Raw genomic sequence first — 17,133 nt, forward strand, 5'->3', positions numbered from 1 at the left:
GGACCCATGACCACGCTGCCCCACCCGGAGCGGGACGAGATCCGGATCGAGCTGGTGCTCCAGGCGCTGGCCGACCCGGTCCGCCTGCGCATCGTGCGCGAACTGGCCGCGGCGGACACCGGCCTGCAGTGCGGCGCGATGGACCTGGGCATCACCAAGTCCACGCTCACCCACCACGTGCGGACGCTGCGCGAGGCCGGCGTGGTGCGGGTGCACCCGCAGGGCACGGCGCGGATCAGCACGCTGCGCCGCGACGACCTGGAGGCCCTCTACCCCGGCCTGCTCGGCGGCATCCTGGCCGCCCCCCGCTGAACGACCGGGGTAAAAACCGGTTGCCCGTCTTCCTAGGGTGGGTAGACGTGCGCGCCTACGCCCGCTTAGCGCTGGCCGGTTTCCGACGTCACTCCATCTATCGCGGGGCCATGTTCGCCGGACTGGCCACCAACGTCGTCTTCGGCGTGATCCGGATGACCGTCCTGGTCGCCGCGGTGTCCGCCGCGGGCCCGATCGCCGGCTACGACACGGCCACCAGCGCGGTCTACGTGTGGTTGGGGCAGGGGTTGTTGGCGTTCGTCGTGCTGTGGGGTGACACCCACCTGGCCGAGCGGGTGCGCACCGGCGACGTGGTGGTGGACCTCTACCGGCCGTGGCACCTGCAGGCCGCGCTGTTCGCCGAGGACGTGGGCCGCGCCGGGTTCGCGGTGCTGGTCCGGCTGGTCCCGCCGGTGGCGCTGGGTGCCCTGCTGTTCCCCTTCCGCTGGCCCGACGCCGTGGTGCTGCCGCTGTTCGCGGTGAGCGCGGTGCTGGCGCTGGCCACCAGCTTCGCCGTGCGCTTCCTGCTCAACGCCAGCACGTTCTGGCTGCTGGAGAACCGGGGTTTGCTCAGCGTGTACAACGTGCTCACCCCGGTGCTGTGCGGGCTGGCCGTGCCGCTGGACTTCTTCCCCGGCTGGGCCCGCGACGCGCTGTGGTCCACGCCCTTCCCGGCGATGATCCAGGCCCCGATCGACGTCTTCCTGGAGCGCGGGTCGCCGTGGGCGGTGCTGGCGCACCAGGCGTTCTGGGCCGCCGCGCTGGCCGCGCTGGGCTACTTCGTGCTGCTGCGGGCGATGCGCAAGGTGGTGGTGCAGGGTGGCTGAGCGGGTCTACGCCAAGCTGGTGGCCGCCCGGCTGCGCGGCCAGATGTCCTACCGGCTCTCCTTCGTCCTCGACTGCCTCGCCCAGGCGCTGGCGCAGGTCAGCGAGCTGGCCGTGATCCTGGTGCTGTTCCACCGGGTCCGCGCGCTGGGCGGGTTCTCCGTGGAGGAGGTGCTGCTGCTCTACGCGCTGACCAGCCTCGCGTTCGGCCTCGCCGACGCGGTCGCGGGGCAGCTGGAGCGCCTGCCGACCTACCTGCTCAGCGGTTCCTTCGACGCGCTGCTGCTGCGCCCGCTGGGCACCCTGCCGCAGCTGGCGGTGTCCGACATCCAGCTGCGCAAGCTGGGGCGGGTGGTCGCGGGCCTGGCGCTGCTGGGCTACGCGCTGGCGCGCAACGACATCGCCTGGTCGCCGTGGACCGCGGTGCTCGCGGCGGTGGCGCCGCTGGCGGGCGCGGTGCTGTTCGGCTCGGTGTGGGTGGTGGGCGGCGCGGCGTGCTTCTGGCTCGTCAACGGCCAGGAGCTGACCAACTCGTTCACCTACGGCGGCAGCGCCTTCGCCTCCTACCCGATCACCGTCTACGGCGACTGGACGCGCAGGCTGATGGCCTTCGTGGTGCCGCTGGCCTTCGTCTCGTACTACCCCGGCCTGGCGCTGCTGGGCCGCCCGGACCCGCTGGGCGGCCCCGCGTGGCTGGGCTGGATCTCGCCACTGGTCGCACTGGCCGCCGCCTGCGCGGCGGGCCTGGTGTGGCGGTGGGCCGTGCGGCACTACCGGGGGACTGGATCATGATCGAGGTGCGCGACCTGCGCCGGGAGTTCACGCGGACCCGCAAGCTGGGCCGGTTCCGGCGCGAGCGGACCAGGGTGGTCGCCGTGGACGGGGTCGACCTCGCCGTGGCGGCGGGCGAGGCGGTCGGCTACGTCGGGCCGAACGGGGCCGGGAAGTCCACCACGATCAAGGTGCTCACCGGCGTGCTGGTGCCCACCTCCGGGCACGTGCGGGTGTGCGGGGTGGACCCGGCGCGGCAGCGGCGCGAGCTGGCCAGGCGCATCGGCGTGGTGTTCGGCCAGCGCAGCCAGCTGTGGTGGGACCTGCCGCTGGCGGAGAGCTTCGACCTGCTGCGCGCCGTCTACCGGGTGCCCGCCGCCGACTACGCGCGCCGCCGCGCCGAGTGCGTCGAACTGCTGGAGCTGGGCCCGTTCCTGGCCACCCCGGTCCGCCAGCTCTCGCTGGGGCAGCGGATGCGCGGGGAGATCACCGCCGCGCTGCTGCACGGGCCGGAGCTGCTGGTGCTCGACGAGCCGACGATCGGGCTGGACCTGGAGTCCAAGGAGCGGCTGCGGGAGTTCCTGGCCGAGCTGCACACCTCGCGCGGCACCACCCTGCTGCTGACCACGCACGACCTGGACGACATCGAGCGGCTGTGCCCGCGCCTGGTGGTGATCGACCGGGGCCGGGTGCTGGCCGACGGGCCGCTGGACGCGCTGCGCGCCGAGGTCAGCCCGGAGCGGGTGCTGGTGGTGGACCTGGAACGGCCGCCCGCCGCGCCGCTGGACGACCTGCCCGGCGTGGTGTCGGTGCGCGCCGAGCTGGGCGGGCTGCGCCAGCACCTGTCGTTCCGCCGGGCCGACACCACCGCCGCCGCGCTGATCGCGGCGGTGGCCGGGCGGGCCGCGGTGCACGACCTGTCGGTGGAGGAACCCGAGATCGACGAAGTGGTGCGTCGCCTCTACGCGCGTCGGTAGAGTCGGGCGAAACGGGCAACGACAGATCGGGGTAGGCGATGCGCGCAGGTCGTCCGGTGGCCACCGCACTGCTGGCGCTGGGGCTGATCGGGGCGGTGTCCGGCTGCGAGGCCGTGCAGCAGGCCTCCGACACGGCCAACCAGGTCGGGCAGGCCGCGGACAAGGCGCAGCTGTGCGTCCAGGCCCTCCAGCTGGCCGGGTACACCCCGGACACGGCCAACCCGCAGGCCGCGCTGGAGGAGACCCAGAAGAAGGCCCAGGAGCTCAACGACCTGGCCGCCAAGGCGGGCGACACCACGCTCAAGGACGCCATCCAGGGCGTGTCCACCACGATGAGCCAGGTGACCCTGCAGGACCTCGACCCGCAGTCGCTGGCCACCTGGACGCAGCAGAAGCTGGACCAGGTCGCCAAGCTCTCCCAAGCCTGCTCCTGAGCGGAAACGCCGCGGTCTCGGTACCTTCTGAAGCGTCCTACGCTGTGACGCACCGGGAGGTGTTTGCGGTATGCACGCGACAGCAGGCGACCGGCTGCACATCCACAGCCGCGCGGTGGGCCTTGAGGACCGCGTCGGCGAAATCCTCGAAGTGCGCGGCCAGGAGGGCGCTCCCCCTTACCTGGTCCGCTTCCCCGACGGCCACGAGGGGCTGGTCTTCCCCGGCCCGGACAGCCTGGTCGAGCCCCGCAAGGGCGACTGACCGCCACCCCCGGGCACCGCGGCGCGGGCGCGCCGCGGTGCGGCGAGGCTGTCACTCGATCGAGTGATTTTCCGGCGGGGTCCAGCGCGGAACCGTCAGCCTGGGACCGTCAGCCCTGGACCGTCAGCCCAGGATCGTGGCGATCAGCTCGTCGGCCAGCTCGGGCGTGGCGGCGGCGATGCCGGACCACCGGCGGGACAGGTCCAGGCCGAAGGTCAGCGGGCGCCCGCGCAGGTCCAGCAGCGCGCCGCCCGCCGCGGGCACGGTCACCAGCGCGGCCATCAGGTCCATCAACCGGTGGGTGTCCGAGCCGGGGTCGGCGAACGCGTCCACCGAACCCTCCGCCACCAGCACGGCCTCCAGGCAGGTCGTGCACAGCACGCGCACGCGGTCGGCCTGGTTCGCCACCCGCAGCCACGCCTCCTCGGTGCCCCGCTTGGGACGCATGAGGCAAACGTTTGCCCCGCGCAGCCCGGTGCGGCCGGTGGTCCGGAACGGCGTGGGCACGTCAGCCTTGGCGTGCCAGGCGCGGCCGGTGTCGAACCAGACCGTCAACGCCTCCCTGGGCTCCTCGTCGAGCACCAGCGCGCCCGCGAAGCAGGACAGCGGCACGCCCAGCGCCGCGTTCGCCGAGCCGTCCACCGGGTCCACCACCAGCGTCGTCGCCGAGCCGTTGTCGACGAACCCGGCCTCCTCGGACAGCAGGTTCACCCCCGCCCGCGCGGCCGCGCTCGCGATGGCGTCCTCGACGTAGCGGTCCACCCGCATGGTGGGCGTCCCGTCCGCGCCGTCGGCGATCTCCTCGCGCAGCTCGGCTCGGGTGTGCCGGGCGCGCGCGGTGCCGTAGGCGCGGGCGGCGGCGCGGGCGGTCAGCGCGAGCGCCGGGTGGACGTCGGCGGGCAGGTCGGGATCGGGCACGGGCCACGGGTTCACGGTCACGACCCCCAACATGCCACGGGGGAGGCGGCCGCGAAGGGCCGCCTCCCCCGTTGGGGTTCACGCTCAGATCAGGCCGAGGGCCTGCACCGCGTCGCGCTCCTCGACCAGCTCGGCGACCGAGGCGTCGATGCGGGCGCGGGAGAACTCGTCGATCTCCAGGCCCTGCACGATGGAGTACTTGCCGTCCCGCACGGTCACCGGGAAGGACGAGATCAGGCCCTCCGGCACGCCGTAGGAGCCGTCCGACGGCACGGCCATGGACACCCAGTCGCCCTCGGCGGTGCCGTTGACCCAGTCGTGGACGTGGTCGATCGCCGCGTTGGCCGCCGACGCCGCCGAGGACGCGCCGCGCGCCTCGATGATCGCCGCGCCGCGCTTGGCCACGGTCGGGATGAACTCGTTCTCCAGCCACGCCTGGTCGCCCACGGCCTCGGCCGCGTTGCGCCCGTTGACCTCGGCGTGGAACAGGTCGGGGTACTGGGTGGCCGAGTGGTTGCCCCAGATGGTCAGCTTCTTGATGTCGGTCACGCTGACGCCCAGCTTCTTGGCCAGCTGCGACAGCGCCCGGTTGTGGTCCAGCCGGGTCATCGCGGTGAAGCGCTCGGCCGGGACGTCCGGCGCGTGCCGCTGCGCGATCAGGGCGTTGGTGTTGGCCGGGTTGCCGACCACCAGCACGCGCACGTCGTCGGCCGCGCCCGCGTTGATCGCCTCGCCCTGCGGCTTGAAGATGCCGCCGTTGGCCTCCAGCAGGTCGCCGCGCTCCATGCCCTTGGTGCGCGGGCGGGCGCCGACCAGCAGTGCCACGTTGACCCCGTCGAACGCGGTCTTCGCGTCGTCGGTGATGTCGATGCCGTCCAGCAGCGGGAACGCGCAGTCGTCCAGCTCCATGGCGGTGCCCTCGGCGGCCTTGACCGCCTGCGGGATCTCCAGCAGGCGCAGCCGCACCGGGACGTCGGGGCCCAGCAGCTGACCGGAGGCGATGCGGAACAGCAGTGCGTAGCCGATCTGGCCGGCCGCACCGGTTACGGTGACATTCACGGGCGTGCGGGTCATGAGCCTTCCCGAATGACGATCCTTGGGCCTCGATCCTCGGGCGCACGACCACTAGGCAGGACTGACCTGTCAGCGGCGGTCTCTACACCGGGACCGCGCACCGGGCGGTTGCCCGGCAGGTCGGAGGTTACCAACTGACGAACGGCGGCAAGGTGTGACAGTGGACAACCCCACCGGCGAGATCACCGGCGAGGACTACGCCGACGCGGTGCTGCGCGGACAGGTGTGGGAGCGCAGGTCGTTCGTGGGCTGCGACTTCTCCGAGGCGGACATGCGGGGCCTGGTGACCCGCGGCTGCACGTTCACCGAGTGCGTCTTCGCGCGCACCGACCTCGGCGACTCCGAGCACACCGCCTCGGCGTTCCGGTCGTGCCGGTTCGAGGGCGCGGTGCTCGGCAGCGCGTCGTTCACCTCGTGCTCGCTGCTGGGCTCCCGGTTCGCCGAGTGCGGGCTGCGCTCGCTCACCCTGGTCGAGACCGACCTGACCCTGGTGAGCCTGAGCGGCGCGGAGCTGGCCAAGGCCGCGCTGCGCGGACTGCGGCTGCGCGAGGCCAACCTCACCGACGCCGACCTGCGCGACGCGGACCTGCGCGAGGCCGACCTGACCGGGGCGCGGCTGACCGGCGCCCGGCTGGCGGGCGCGGACCTGCGCGGGGCGCGGCTGGACGCCAACGCGCTGGTCCAGGCGTCCCTGTTCGGGGCGAAGGTCGACCTCGACACCGCGGTCGCCTTCGCCGCCGCGCACGGCCTCGTCGTGGGGTGACTCAGCGGGTGGGGGCCTCCTGGTTGGCGACCTCCACCAGCACGCCGTCGGCCAGCATCTCGTCGATGGCCTTGGGCAGCAGGTACGCCGTCCCGCCGCCGGGCTGCTCGAACCACGGCACGGCCACCCCGGTCAGCGCCTCCACCGGCCTGCGCAGCCGGTAGACCCGGTACGGGCGGTTGATCCACGAGGGCACCAGCGAGCGCTCGGCGAACGGCGTGCCCGCCGCGTAGACCAGGTTGCCCGAGCCGTCGCCGAAGCGGTCCACCTCCACCCCGGCGGGCAGCTCGACCATCTTCTTGTGCCGGAACAGGGTCAGCGGCGGCTCGCCGCTCATCGGGCTGATCGGCCAGCCGCGGGCGGCCTTCGCGCCGCCCGCCTCGGCGGCCACCGGTTCCGGCGCGGGCGCCGGTGCCGGTGCGGGCCCCGCCGTGGGGCGCGGCGGCGGCAGCGGGCGGCGCTGCTCCTCGCGGAAGCCGTTGCCGACCATCGGCGGGCGCGGCTGCTGCGGTCGGGGCGGCGGAGGCGGCGGGAGCGGGCGGGGCACCCGCCTGCCGGTCAGCACCAGCTTGCCGACCAGGTAGGCCGCGGCGTCCTCCAGGCGATCGAAGCGGACCGGGTGGGCGGGCCCGTGGTCGAACCAGGCCACCTCCCAGTCCTGGCCCTCGGTGCGCAGCACCCAGGTGCGGTCGGCGGGCTCGCCGAAGCGGTAGGCGCTGGGCGGCACGTCCAGCTCGTCCAGCGCGCGGCGCACGCCCACCAGCTCGCGCTCCTCCTCCGGGGTGACCTTGCGCGGCTCGGGCGGCGGCGCGGGAGCCTGCGCGGGAACCGGTGCGGGAACCGGTGCTGGAACCGGTGCGGGAGCCGGAGCCTGCGCCGGGGGTTCCGGCGCGTACAGCTCGTCCTGATCGACCTCGAACTCGGTGGTCTCCTCGGTCTCCGCCGGGTCGTCGCCCTGCGGCGCCTCGGCCCTCGGCTCGGGGTGGGGCTCCGGGCGGGGCTCCGGGTGCGGTTCGGGTTCCGGCTCCGGTTCGGGGTGCGGCTCGGCTTCGGCGCGGTCGTCCTCGAAGCGCTCGTCCTCGAAGCGCTCGTCCTCGAAGTGCTCGACGGGGTCGAAGACCTGGGTGTCCTGGGCGGTGGAGGGCGCGGGCTCCGGTTCGAGGATCTGGGTCTCCTGGGCCGAGCGCAGCGGCTCGTCCTCTTCCTCCTCGTCCTCCTCGTACCGGTCGTCCTCGAAGCGCTCCTCCTGGTGCCGCTCCTCCTCGAAGCGCTCGGCGCGCGATTCGGCACGGGGTTCGGCGGAGCCGAAGCGGCGCTCCTCCAGCCCCAGCCCGCCCTGCGGCTCCGGTGGCGCGGGCTCGGTCGCGCGCGGCTGCTCGGCGGTGCGCTCCGCCTCCTCCGGCTCATCGTCGGAGAACGGGCTCCACGCCTGGGTGTCCTGCGCGTCGCGGTCGTACCTGGGCGGCGCGAACAGGTCCACGTCCTCCCCGTAGGACTCGCGGCGGTACCGGTCGTCGATCACCGGGCCGTCCTCGTCGAAGGTCACCCGGTACGGCGGGCCGCCCTGGTAGTTCAGCGCGGTGGAGCCCGGCGTCGCCAGGCTCACCGTCTCCTGGACCGCGGCGGGCTGCCGCTCCGGCTCGGCGGCCCGCACGTCCACGGGCTCCACCGGGGGCTCGTCCGCGTGGTCGTCCGCGTAGTCCTCGGCGTAGTCCTCGGCGTAGTCCTCGGCGGGGCCTGCGGGTGCCGGGGGGCGGGGCAGCGGGGTGTCGCGGGGCGCGGCGGCGGCCCCGAGGTTGGCCGCGGCGGCCACGCGGGCCTCCTCGGTCACCTCCGGCACCACGAAGTCGTGCGCGCGGGCCCGCTCGACCAGCTCCGGCTCCGGCGGCACGCCGTAGGCGCGCAGGTAGTAGCCGACCGCGGCGGGCCAGATCCAGTGCCCGTCGGTCTGGAACGCCACCGGCACCACCTGCGGCAGGTCCGGGTCCAGCACGTCGGCGTCGAAGCCGCGGCCCGACACCACCACCGGCGCGCGGTCCAAGTAGGACAGCAGCAGCTCGCGCTCGTCCTCCGGCACCGGCGGGCGGTTCACCGCCGGGCGGCCACCGGGCCCCGCGCCGTCGAACACCCGCGCGGTCCGGTAGCCCTGCGGCACCGGGGCGGGCGCAGGAGCGGGCGCAGGAGCGGGCACCGGCGTCGGCACGGGGGTCGCGCCGGTGGTCGCCGCGGTGACCACCGCGGCGGGCACCAGGGCGGTCACCGCGCCGGGTGACACCGGGGGCAGCACCGACGGCACCACCGCGGTCGCCGCGGTGGGCACCACGGCGGGCGGCGTGGGCGGCTGGGGCTGCACGGCCTGGAGCCTGCGCCGCAACCAGTCCGGCAGGTTCTCGTCGGTGCGCGGGAAGAACCGCACCTCGTCCAGGTACGCCTGCGGCGGCGGAGGCGTGTGCCAGGACGGCTCCGCGCGGTCGAAGTCCAGGTTGTAGCTGGACGGGTGGTCCAGCTGGTAGCGGGCGTTGGACCAGGTGCCCCGGCCGTCCCGGTACATGCCCGCGCGCAACCGGGCGAACAGCCCGGCCACCTCCTGCGGTGGGGACCAGGCGCGGACGTCGCCGTCCGCCGAGCGGACCTCGGCGGACAGCTCGAAGTACCGGCCGGTCGCGCGGTACTCCGCCGTCACGTGCTGCCAGTCCTCCGGGGCAGCCCGCATCAGCGTGAGGCCGATCTGCTTGACCAGGGCGTCCTGCTCGGTCGGGTTCAGCGGCTTCGGCTCGGACACGTGCACCATCTTCCCCCGCGACACCGGGTGCCCGCACACGCCCCCGTTACCCCGAACGGTCCAATCGTTCGAGTGAGGGCGTCAGAGCTGCGGCGCGGGCGGCTCCGTGGTCGCCTCCTGGATCTCCACCAGGCTGCCGTCGGCCAGGAACTCCCGCACCGACCTGGCCAGGAAGAAACCCGTGCCGCCGCCGACCTGCCCGAACCAGGGCACCGCGATGCCCTTGAGCGCGGGGACCGGACGCTGCACCCGGTAGACGTGGTAGCGGCGGTTCAGCCAATCGGGTGGGAGGGAGCGGTTGCCGTACATCGTGCGCGCCGCGTAGACGAGGTTGCCCTCCTCCGCCCCGAACCGGTCGATCTCCGCCCCGACCGGCAGCACCACCGGCTCGCGGTCGCGGAACAGCGACAGCGGCGGCTCGTCGGGCAGCGGCTGGATCTCCGCGACCGTCCGAACCGGACCCGTGGCGGGCGAGGCGTCCACGGGGGCCGGGCGCTGCCCGCGCGCCTGGTCCATGTCGTCGCGCCACAGCAGCTCCGCCAGCAGCGCCTTGCCCGCGTCCACCGCGTGCTCGTAGACCCTCGGCCTGCCCTGCGGCCCCCGGTTGGCGTCCCAGAACTGCACCTGCCAGCCACGCCCGCCCGGCGCGGGCTCGACCACCAGCGCGTCCGGCTTCGGCTCGCCGATGCCGTACTCGGCGGGCAGCACCCCGAAGTGCTCCAGCCTGCCGCGCAGGTGCTCCAGCGCGCGCCGGTCGGCCTCGGAGACCACCGGCGGCCGGTACTCCGGCAGCGGGGCGGACTCGGCCTGCCCCATCGCCACCGCCGAAGCCGCGTTCTCCGCCGCCGTCCCCACCTCGGGAACCCGGTAGTCGTTGTCCCGGATGTGCTGCACCAGCTGCGGCACCGGCGGCACGTGGTGCTTGCGCAGGTAGTGCGCGACCGCGCCGGACCACACCCAGGTGCCGTCGGTGTGGTAGGTCAGCGGCACGTCGGCGGGCGCGTCCGGGGCCAGCGCGTCCTGGCCGAAGCTGCGCGCGGACAGCACGACCGGCGCGCTCTCCAGGTAGGCCAGCACGTCGTCGCGCTCCTGCGGGTGCACCGGGGGCCGGTCGTGCACCGGCCTGCCCTGCGCGTCCGCGCCGTCGAACACCGGGGCCTCGAACAGCGCGTCCGGCGACGGCAGGCCCGCGCGCTCGCGCAGCCACCGCGGGATCGCGTCGTCGGGGCGCGGGAAGGAGTCCAGCTCCTCCAGGTAGAAGCGCTCCGGGGGCCGGTGCGTCCAGTCCGGCTCGGCGTCCCACTCGTACTCCACCGAGTACTGGTTGGGGTGGGTCAGCTGGTACTTCATCGAGTACCAGGTGCCCTTGTCCGGGTCGTACATGCCCTGGCGCAGGTGCAGGAAGAACGGCAGCGCCTCCGGCGGCAGCTCCCACTCCACCGACTGGCCGAAGATGGTCAGCACCGAGGTCGGCGCCTCCAGGTAGCCGCCCACCACCCGCAGGTCCAGGAACAGCCGCTCCCAGTCCCCCGGCAGCCGGTGCACCAGCAGCGTGGTCACCGACCCCAGCACGACGTTCTGCTCGTCCAGGCCGAGCTGCTGCGGCGCGGTCATCCGTTCTGCTCCTCGTTGCGTGCCTCGGCGAGCTTCTCGCGCAGCCAGTCCGGGACGAACGCCTCGTCACGGGGGAAGACCTCCAGGTCGCGCGCGAAGTGCGCGGCCGGGATCGGCGGGTTCCACTGCGGGTCGTGGTCCATGTTGTAGCTGATGTCGATGCGGGTCGGGGCGTTGATCACGCACCGCGCGGAGAACCACGTGCCGCGGCCGGGCGCGTGCACCACCTGCCGCAGCTCGGCGAAGGCGGGCACCAGCCCCTCCGGCGGGAACACCTCCGGCGTCGAGCCGTCGGGCATGTAGACGGTGATCGTCACGTCCTGCACCGCGACGTTCATCCGCACCACCACGTCGACGCGGCGGAACCCCTCGGGGGCCACGTCCAGCAGCATCCCGCCGATCCGCTGCATCAGCTCCTGGTGGCGCTGCTCAGAAGTCGGCGGGCCAGAGGGCTGCGTTGTGGTCATTCGGGTAGCTCCTGACGTGAATCCTGGTGGTGCCGTCGGCGAGCGTCTCGCGCCAGCGGGTCTGGTAGGTGTGCGGGTGCAGCTGACCCGGTTCCCGCAGCGCGAAGGTGTCGATCAACTCGACCGTACCGCCACCGCCGCGGACGAACTCGGCTCGGTCCCGCTCCATCTGGTACCAGGTCTCCTCCGGCAGGAACGCCGGTCGCTGGTTGCCCTGGTTCTGGTCCCGCTGCTGGTCGGCGATGTTGGCCCCCTCGGCGGGGAAGCCCGCCTCGTTGCCCAGCAGGTGACCGCCGTCGGAGAGGTTCTTGCCGTCCGGGCCCTTGCCGCCGTAGGAACCCTCGTCGGTCTGCGCCTTGGTGTCGCGGCGGATCTCGCCGCCCGCCTCGAAGTCCGGCACGCCCGTCGCGGCCACCGCGCGGCCGTTGGAGTCCGTGCGCCCCCGCCACATGCCGTCGTCGGCGACGATCACCGCGTTCGGCGGCGCGTTGTTCATGTCCGGGTTGAACGGGTTGTAGGTGTGGATCAGCCGCGCCGCGCCGGACTCGTCGGTCTGGAACGTGCCGTAACCGCGCCCCTCCTCGTCCACCAGCGTGAACCGGGTGCCCGGCGGCAGGTCGCGACCCGCGAACGGCGTGCGGTTGCCCACCGGGCGCTCCACCTCGGCCAACTGCTGCGGCGTCCACCCGCTGGTGTCGCCCTCGACGCGCACCGTGCGCGTGGGCGGGTTGCCGCTGACCTCCTGCACCACCCGCACCTCGCCGTTGGGCGGGGCGGGCCAGCCGGGGTCCAGCTGCCTGCGCGTGCCGTAGAAGCCGTCGGTGGTGACGTTCGCGCCGTCGGGGGCGTGCGTGACCTCCGGGTTGGTCCGGCCGCGCTGGCCCGAGTACGACTCCTGGTAGATCACCCTGCCGTCGTCGCCGGTGATGAACCGGCCCCGGTACTGGCCGTTGTTCTCGGTGACCAGGTACTCGCGGTTGGGCTCGAACGTCCGCCTCGGGTCGGTCGCGAACGGCTTGCCCTGCCGCACGTCGTCGACCCGGATCGGCTCGCCCGTGGTCGGCGGGACCACGGCGGCCACGCCCGGCTCGGGGTGGCCGTCGGAGTCCGTGCGGTACTCCTGGTAGTGCGGACCCCGGTCGACGTTGTAGTTCGCGCCGTGGATCGGCGTGGTCAGCTCCGGGTTCGGCCGGTCGCCGATGTAGTCGGGCGCGCTGATCCACTTCGGCCTGCCGTCGCCGTCGGTCTGCACCGTGCCGCGGTAGTTGCCCTCGGTGTCGGTGACCTCCATCCGCGTGTTCGGCGGCAGGTCGGTGCGCTGGGTGAACGCCTCCCCCGGTCGCGGCGCCATCGGGTGGTCGGCCCCGACGGTCTGCCTGCCGTTGGCGGGCGGCACCACGTCGTCGATGGTGACCAGGCGGTTGACCGTGATGGTCCGGCTGCCCACCCTGACCCGGTCGGCCTGGTACTGGCGGGTGCCGTCGGCGTTGGCCACGAACACGTCGTTGCGGTTGCCGACCTGCACCCGGTAGTGCGCCTCGCCGCGCGGCGGGAAGGAGACCTCCGGGTTGACACCGTGCCGCGTGTTCGGCGCGACCGCGTCGACGAAGATCCGGCCCTGCGCGTCCACGTGCACCACGCTGCGCACCTGGCCATCGGGGTTGCGCACCTCGATGCGGGTGTCGCGGGGCAGGTCCCGGCCGTCGAACAGGGGCTGGTGCTCGGGCAGCTGCACGGTCTGCCGGTGCGTGGTCGACGGCTCGGCCCACGGCGTCTGGCGCTGCGGCTCCAAGTCGCTGGTGGCCCGGTGCGCGGAGTCGTCCGCGCCCGCCAGGTCGCCCCTGGGCTCGTGGCCCGGCGGCATCCCGTGCTCGCCGGTCGGCGTGATCGTGCCGTCCGGGCCGAAGGCGTGCCAGCCGCCGTCCGGCGGGATGCGCGGGCCGCCGCTGTCGTCGCGCGTGCTGGCGTAGACGTTGCCGTGCTGGTCCGACCACGCCAGCGCGTCCGGCGCGATCACCCGCTGCCCGGTCTCGCGGGCCACGTGCGCGGCGAGGCTGTTCTCGCCGCCCGCGCCCGCCTCGCAGCCGACGAACACGATCGTCCGGTCGGCCAGGTTCGGGTGGTTGTTGATCAGCTCGACCAGCTCGGCGCGGCTGTAGTGGGTGCCGCCGATCCGCACGCCGTCGCCGTCGGTGTGCACGTCCAGCACCACCTGGCCGTCGCTGGCCGGGATGCGGCCGGACAGCTCGCGCAGCCGGTCCTCGGTGTGCAGCGCGACACCCGCGTCGGTGACCTGGCTGTTGCGGATCGCCTGGTCCACCCGCTGGGACACCTCGCCCAGCGGGATCGGCCCGGTGTGGCTGACCGGCCCCAGGTCCGGGTTCGGCGCCAGGTCCCCCGGCCCGTCCCCGCTGGTGTAGCCGTCGAACGCGCCCGCCTGCGCCTCGGCCACCGACGCCGTCTCCGGCGTGCGCACGTTGCCGTTGGCGTCGAACGTGCCGAAGTCCGGCGGCAGCACCCGGCCGTCCGCGGGCGGGGTGGCGACCTCGCGCATCACGCCCAGGTCGATCAGGCGCTGGACGCTGATCTGGCCCGTGGTCGGGTCCGCCAGGTCCGCGTCGAACACCGGCTGGAGCTGACGCGCGCCACCGGGCTGGTCGAACGCCGGGGCGACCGAGGCCAGCTCCACGGTGAGCGGCGCGTCCAGGACGTAGACGTGGTAGCCCTTGCCCAGGCTGTCGGGCAGGATCGCGCGCTGCCCGAAGCCGTAGGGCTGGCCGTCCGGGCGCAGCGGCGACAGGAAGTTGCCGTAAGGGCTGCCGAAGCGGTCCAGGACCGTGCCCGCCGGGAGCTCGACGACCACGCGCGGGCCGTCCGCGCCCTGGTTCGGCGGCCAGGCGATGTTGCCGTCCGGGGTGCTGTGGGCCTGGATGAACGGCTCGTAGCCACCGTGCGGGCCGTAGGGCTGGTAGGTGGGCTCGACCAGGGCGGCGGCGCGCTGGTCGTAGGTGCCCACCTCGCGGTCGGTGGGGCCGGTGCTCTCGTGGACGGAGTGGTACGGGCCGTCCTGGGAGAAGCCGGGGACCACGCCGTCCGGCTGGCCCCAGCCGTTGCGGTGCGGGAACGGGTCCGCCGCCGAGTCGGTCGCCGAGTCGGTCGCCGGGGTGGTGTCCGGCGTGCTGGTGTCCGCAGTGGTGGTGTCCGGAGTGGTCGGCGTGGTGTCCTGCGGCCACTCGTGGCTGGCTGCGGGCGTGTGCTCGTCCCCCGGTGCGCCGGTGGTGTCGGCAGGGGGGTTCGGCGCGGGACCGTCCGGTGTGGAGCCGTTCGGCGTCGGAGCCGGGGGCGGCGTCGGGCCGTCCGAGCCACGTGCCGCCGGAGCGGGACCGGTGGCGACCGGAGGTGCCTCGGGACGCCGGACCGGGCTGTCGGGGCGCGTGTCGGGGCGCGTGTCGGGGCGCGTGTCGGGGCGCGTGTCGGTGCCGCGAGCGACGGGAGCGTCCGGGCGCGGCGGGGCCGTGTCGGCACCACGGGCGACCGGCCCGTCCGGACGCAGCGGCGCGGGAGCACCCGGCTGCGGACCGAAACCGCCGGGCTGCGGACCGAACCCCGGCTGGGGACCGAACCCCGGCTGGGGACCGAACCCGCCCGCCGGGGGCGCGACGGGACCGCGCTGCTCGGGCATGACCGGCGCGCTGTGCTGCGGCGCGGGACCGACGTCGCGAACCGGCTGGACCGGCGTCCCGGTGGTCGAACTGGCGGCGACCGCGTCGGTGCCCTGAACCGGACGGTTGTGCCCGCCTGCGTGGTCGTCGGTGAAGAAACCGCCGCTGGTGGGCATCGACGGGCCACGGCCACCCCCGCTCGGCGCGGGCATCCCGCCGGGCGGGGGCATGAGCCCACCGCCACCGGGGACGGGTCCGCCCATGCCACCGGAAGGCGCGTGACCACCCGAGGGCGGCACGGCGGTCGGGGCGCTGTGCGCGGCCGGGGGCACGACGCCCGCAGCGGGTGCGGGCCCACCAGCGGTGGGCAGGACGCCGGGCACCGGCCCGCCGGCGGGCGAGCCACCGGGGATCGGCCCACCGGGGACCGAACCGCCGGGGATCGAACCACCGGGCAGCGAACCACCGGGTGGCATTCCACCGGGAGGCATTCCACCGGGAGGCATTCCACCGGGCAGTGGTGCACCCGAAGGCATCCCGCCAGGAGTCGGTCCACCCGCAGTCGGTCCACCGGGCACCGGTCCACCGGGCAGGGGGCCGCCGGGGAACGGGCTGCCGGGGATCGGACCACCCGGCCGCAGCGCACCTCCCGCTGGACCGCCAGGTGCGGTCGTCCCCTGAGCGGGGCCGCCTGCGGGCGAGCCAGCCGGAGCCGAACCGGTCGGAGCCGAGCCCGCGTGCGCGGGGCTGCCCGCTCCCGGACCACCCGGCACGGCACCACCAGGGGTGGGACCACCGGGGGTGGGACCGGGCAGTCCACCCGCGTGCGTCGGGCCGCCCACCAATCCGGTGGGCGTCATCGCCGGAGCACGCCCACCGGGCGTGGGAGCGGGCGCGCCACCCGGCGTGGCCCCGGCCGGAGCACCGCCCGGCGTCGGGCCGCCACCGGGGAACCCACCGGGGGCGCGGCCACCCGATGAGGTGTTGCTCGACGGGGTGCTGCTCGGCGCGTTGCCGCTCGGCGTGGTCCCGCTGGGAGTGGTGCCGTTGGGCGCCGCACCCAGGCGGCCGGTGATCGAGGAGCCGCCACCGCCCGTGGTCGTCGTGGGTAGCGAACCACCCGTCGGAGTCCCGGCGGGCCCGTGGTCACCGCCGCCCACCGACGGCGGCGGAGCGGCCACCGTGCCCGGCGCGGGCGGCGCGGCCACGGCGGAGGTCGCGGTGGTGCCGGACGAGCCGCCCACCCGCTCGAACCCGTCGCGGCTCACGCTCGGCCCAGCGGGCGCACCACCCGGTGTGCCCCCCGGTGTGCCCCCTGGTGTGCCTCCCGGCGTGCCGCCGCCTGCGGGCCCGACGTCCGGCGGCCTGCTCACCGGGCCGCCCAGGTCGGGCGGGCCGCCGTCCGGGCCGCCCGCGGTCACCCGCGGCGCTTCGACGGTCAGGCCGTCCTTCGCCCCGCCGACACCACCCGACACGGCCCCGGAGGTGGCCCCGAACAGCACGTCCTTCGCGCTGATGTCCTGGCCCATCACCGCGGCCGTGCCCACGGTGCTGACCGCGCCCTCGACCGCGCCTCGGGTGGCGCCCGCCGCCACCTGTCCCGCCAGCCCGCCGCCCTCGAACTTCAGCCCGCCGGACAAGCCGCCGACCACTCCGGACACCGCGCCGGACACGGCCGCCTCGCCGGTCTTGCCCCAGTCCCAGTCCTTCCGGTCGCCGCGGGCGACCTGCACCGCCTGGATCGCCACGTCGATGCCGACCGAGATGGCGACCTCGCGCAGGATCGCGATGACCAGCTGGCGGAAGGTGAACTGCACGATCAACCGGGTCGCCTGCTGGGCGATCGGGATGCCCGCCGTGGACGCGCCGAAGGTGCCGAACGCCGCGGCGACCAGCGCGGCGATCTCGATCGCCAGCATGATCAGCGACGCGATGATCGACAGCTTGGTGTACTCCACCTCCAGGGCGGTGTTGTCGCAGCTCTCGGCCAGCTGCTCGCAGATCTTCTGCAGCTTGGGCAGGTAGGAGTCGTCCCCCGCGGCGAACTTGTCCCAGTACTCCTGGAAGTGCCTGGCCGCCTCGCCGGTCTGGCTGGCGGTCACCGTCGACGCGGCGCCGCCGCCCTCGTCGATGACCGCCTTCACGCCCTGCGCGGCCGTGCGGTAGGCGTCGGCCATCCGGCGCAAGGCCGTCTCGTCGCCCTCCGGCCAGCTCTGCCCGACCACGATCGGGAACAGCCAGGTGACCTCGCTCGGGATCTCGATTCCCACGC

The 17,133-nt window shown here is 74.5% G+C and carries 13 protein-coding genes; 7 read left to right on the forward strand and 6 right to left on the reverse strand.

The genetic code is table 11. The features are described from left to right. Positions 1-6 precede the first annotated feature (6 nt). The 6 genes from JOF41_RS27070 to JOF41_RS27095 all read left to right on the forward strand — a co-directional run bounded on the left by JOF41_RS27070 (position 7) and on the right by JOF41_RS27095 (position 3,581). Positions 7-312, forward strand: coding sequence for an ArsR/SmtB family transcription factor (locus tag JOF41_RS27070; RefSeq protein ID WP_189224254.1), 306 nt, complete (start codon positions 7-9; stop codon positions 310-312). Between the two features lie 110 nt (positions 313-422). Then, entirely contained in the window at positions 423-1,139 is a 717-nt protein-coding gene (locus tag JOF41_RS27075; protein WP_244989705.1) for an ABC transporter permease, read from the forward strand. Next, a complete protein-coding gene (locus tag JOF41_RS27080) occupies positions 1,132-1,929 on the forward strand; it encodes an ABC transporter permease (protein WP_189224252.1) in 798 nt (265 codons plus the stop codon). The genes JOF41_RS27075 and JOF41_RS27080 overlap by 8 nt, the downstream gene beginning before the upstream one ends. Beyond that, complete coding sequence (locus JOF41_RS27085) at positions 1,926-2,885, forward strand: ABC transporter ATP-binding protein (protein ID WP_209622941.1); 960 nt, start codon at positions 1,926-1,928, stop codon at positions 2,883-2,885. Before JOF41_RS27080 ends, JOF41_RS27085 begins: the two co-directional genes overlap by 4 nt. Positions 2,886-2,923: 38 nt before the next feature. Beyond that, positions 2,924-3,319, forward strand: coding sequence for a bacteriophage spanin2 family protein (locus JOF41_RS27090; RefSeq protein WP_189224250.1), 396 nt, complete (start codon positions 2,924-2,926; stop codon positions 3,317-3,319). A gap of 70 nt (positions 3,320-3,389) precedes the next feature. Continuing rightward, a complete protein-coding gene (locus JOF41_RS27095) occupies positions 3,390-3,581 on the forward strand; it encodes a DUF1918 domain-containing protein (protein ID WP_189224249.1) in 192 nt (63 codons plus the stop codon). A gap of 123 nt (positions 3,582-3,704) precedes the next feature. Here the strand turns inward: JOF41_RS27095 and JOF41_RS27100 are convergent, their stop codons facing one another. Beyond that, on the reverse strand, positions 3,705-4,520 hold the full coding sequence (locus tag JOF41_RS27100; protein ID WP_307867545.1) for an inositol monophosphatase family protein: 816 nt from the start codon (positions 4,518-4,520) through the stop codon (positions 3,705-3,707). Positions 4,521-4,583: 63 nt separating this feature from the next. Then, entirely contained in the window at positions 4,584-5,573 is a 990-nt protein-coding gene (locus JOF41_RS27105) for a malate dehydrogenase (protein ID WP_189224247.1), read from the reverse strand. A gap of 160 nt (positions 5,574-5,733) precedes the next feature. Here JOF41_RS27105 and JOF41_RS27110 point away from each other — a divergent pair, with 160 nt between their 5' ends. Beyond that, complete coding sequence (locus JOF41_RS27110) at positions 5,734-6,336, forward strand: pentapeptide repeat-containing protein (RefSeq protein WP_209622943.1); 603 nt, start codon at positions 5,734-5,736, stop codon at positions 6,334-6,336. Position 6,337: 1 nt separating this feature from the next. On the opposite strand, the gene JOF41_RS37400 is transcribed toward JOF41_RS27110, so the two are convergent. From JOF41_RS37400 to JOF41_RS38405, 4 genes are all read right to left on the reverse strand, one after another. Continuing rightward, positions 6,338-9,127: a TNT domain-containing protein gene (locus tag JOF41_RS37400; RefSeq protein WP_244989706.1), complete on the reverse strand. Its 2,790-nt coding sequence runs from the start codon at positions 9,125-9,127 to the stop codon at positions 6,338-6,340. Between the two features lie 72 nt (positions 9,128-9,199). Then, on the reverse strand, positions 9,200-10,732 hold the full coding sequence (locus tag JOF41_RS27120) for a TNT domain-containing protein (RefSeq protein ID WP_189224245.1): 1,533 nt from the start codon (positions 10,730-10,732) through the stop codon (positions 9,200-9,202). After that, positions 10,729-11,199: a hypothetical protein gene (locus tag JOF41_RS27125; protein ID WP_209622944.1), complete on the reverse strand. Its 471-nt coding sequence runs from the start codon at positions 11,197-11,199 to the stop codon at positions 10,729-10,731. The genes JOF41_RS27120 and JOF41_RS27125 overlap by 4 nt, the downstream gene beginning before the upstream one ends. Then, the gene (locus tag JOF41_RS38405) at positions 11,162-17,131 is read right to left on the reverse strand and encodes a WXG100-like domain-containing protein (RefSeq protein ID WP_209622945.1); all 5,970 of its coding nucleotides are present in this window, start codon (positions 17,129-17,131) and stop codon (positions 11,162-11,164) included. Before JOF41_RS38405 ends, JOF41_RS27125 begins: the two co-directional genes overlap by 38 nt. Positions 17,132-17,133: the final 2 nt, after the last annotated feature.

The sequence above is a fragment of the Saccharothrix coeruleofusca genome (assembly GCF_017876325.1).
GTDB lineage: Bacteria > Actinomycetota > Actinomycetes > Mycobacteriales > Pseudonocardiaceae > Actinosynnema > Actinosynnema coeruleofuscum.

Coding starts and splice junctions, on each gene's coding strand:
- JOF41_RS27070 (WP_189224254.1), top strand. CDS start 7: ATGACCACGCTGCCCCACCCGGAGCGGGACGAGATCCGGATCGAGCTG.
- JOF41_RS27075 (WP_244989705.1), top strand. CDS start 423: ATGTTCGCCGGACTGGCCACCAACGTCGTCTTCGGCGTGATCCGGATG.
- JOF41_RS27085 (WP_209622941.1), top strand. CDS start 1,926: ATGATCGAGGTGCGCGACCTGCGCCGGGAGTTCACGCGGACCCGCAAG.
- JOF41_RS27090 (WP_189224250.1), top strand. CDS start 2,924: ATGCGCGCAGGTCGTCCGGTGGCCACCGCACTGCTGGCGCTGGGGCTG.
- JOF41_RS27095 (WP_189224249.1), top strand. CDS start 3,390: ATGCACGCGACAGCAGGCGACCGGCTGCACATCCACAGCCGCGCGGTG.
- JOF41_RS27105 (WP_189224247.1), bottom strand. CDS start 5,573: ATGACCCGCACGCCCGTGAATGTCACCGTAACCGGTGCGGCCGGCCAG.
- JOF41_RS37400 (WP_244989706.1), bottom strand. CDS start 9,127: ATGGTGCACGTGTCCGAGCCGAAGCCGCTGAACCCGACCGAGCAGGAC.
- JOF41_RS27120 (WP_189224245.1), bottom strand. CDS start 10,732: ATGACCGCGCCGCAGCAGCTCGGCCTGGACGAGCAGAACGTCGTGCTG.
- JOF41_RS27125 (WP_209622944.1), bottom strand. CDS start 11,199: ATGACCACAACGCAGCCCTCTGGCCCGCCGACTTCTGAGCAGCGCCAC.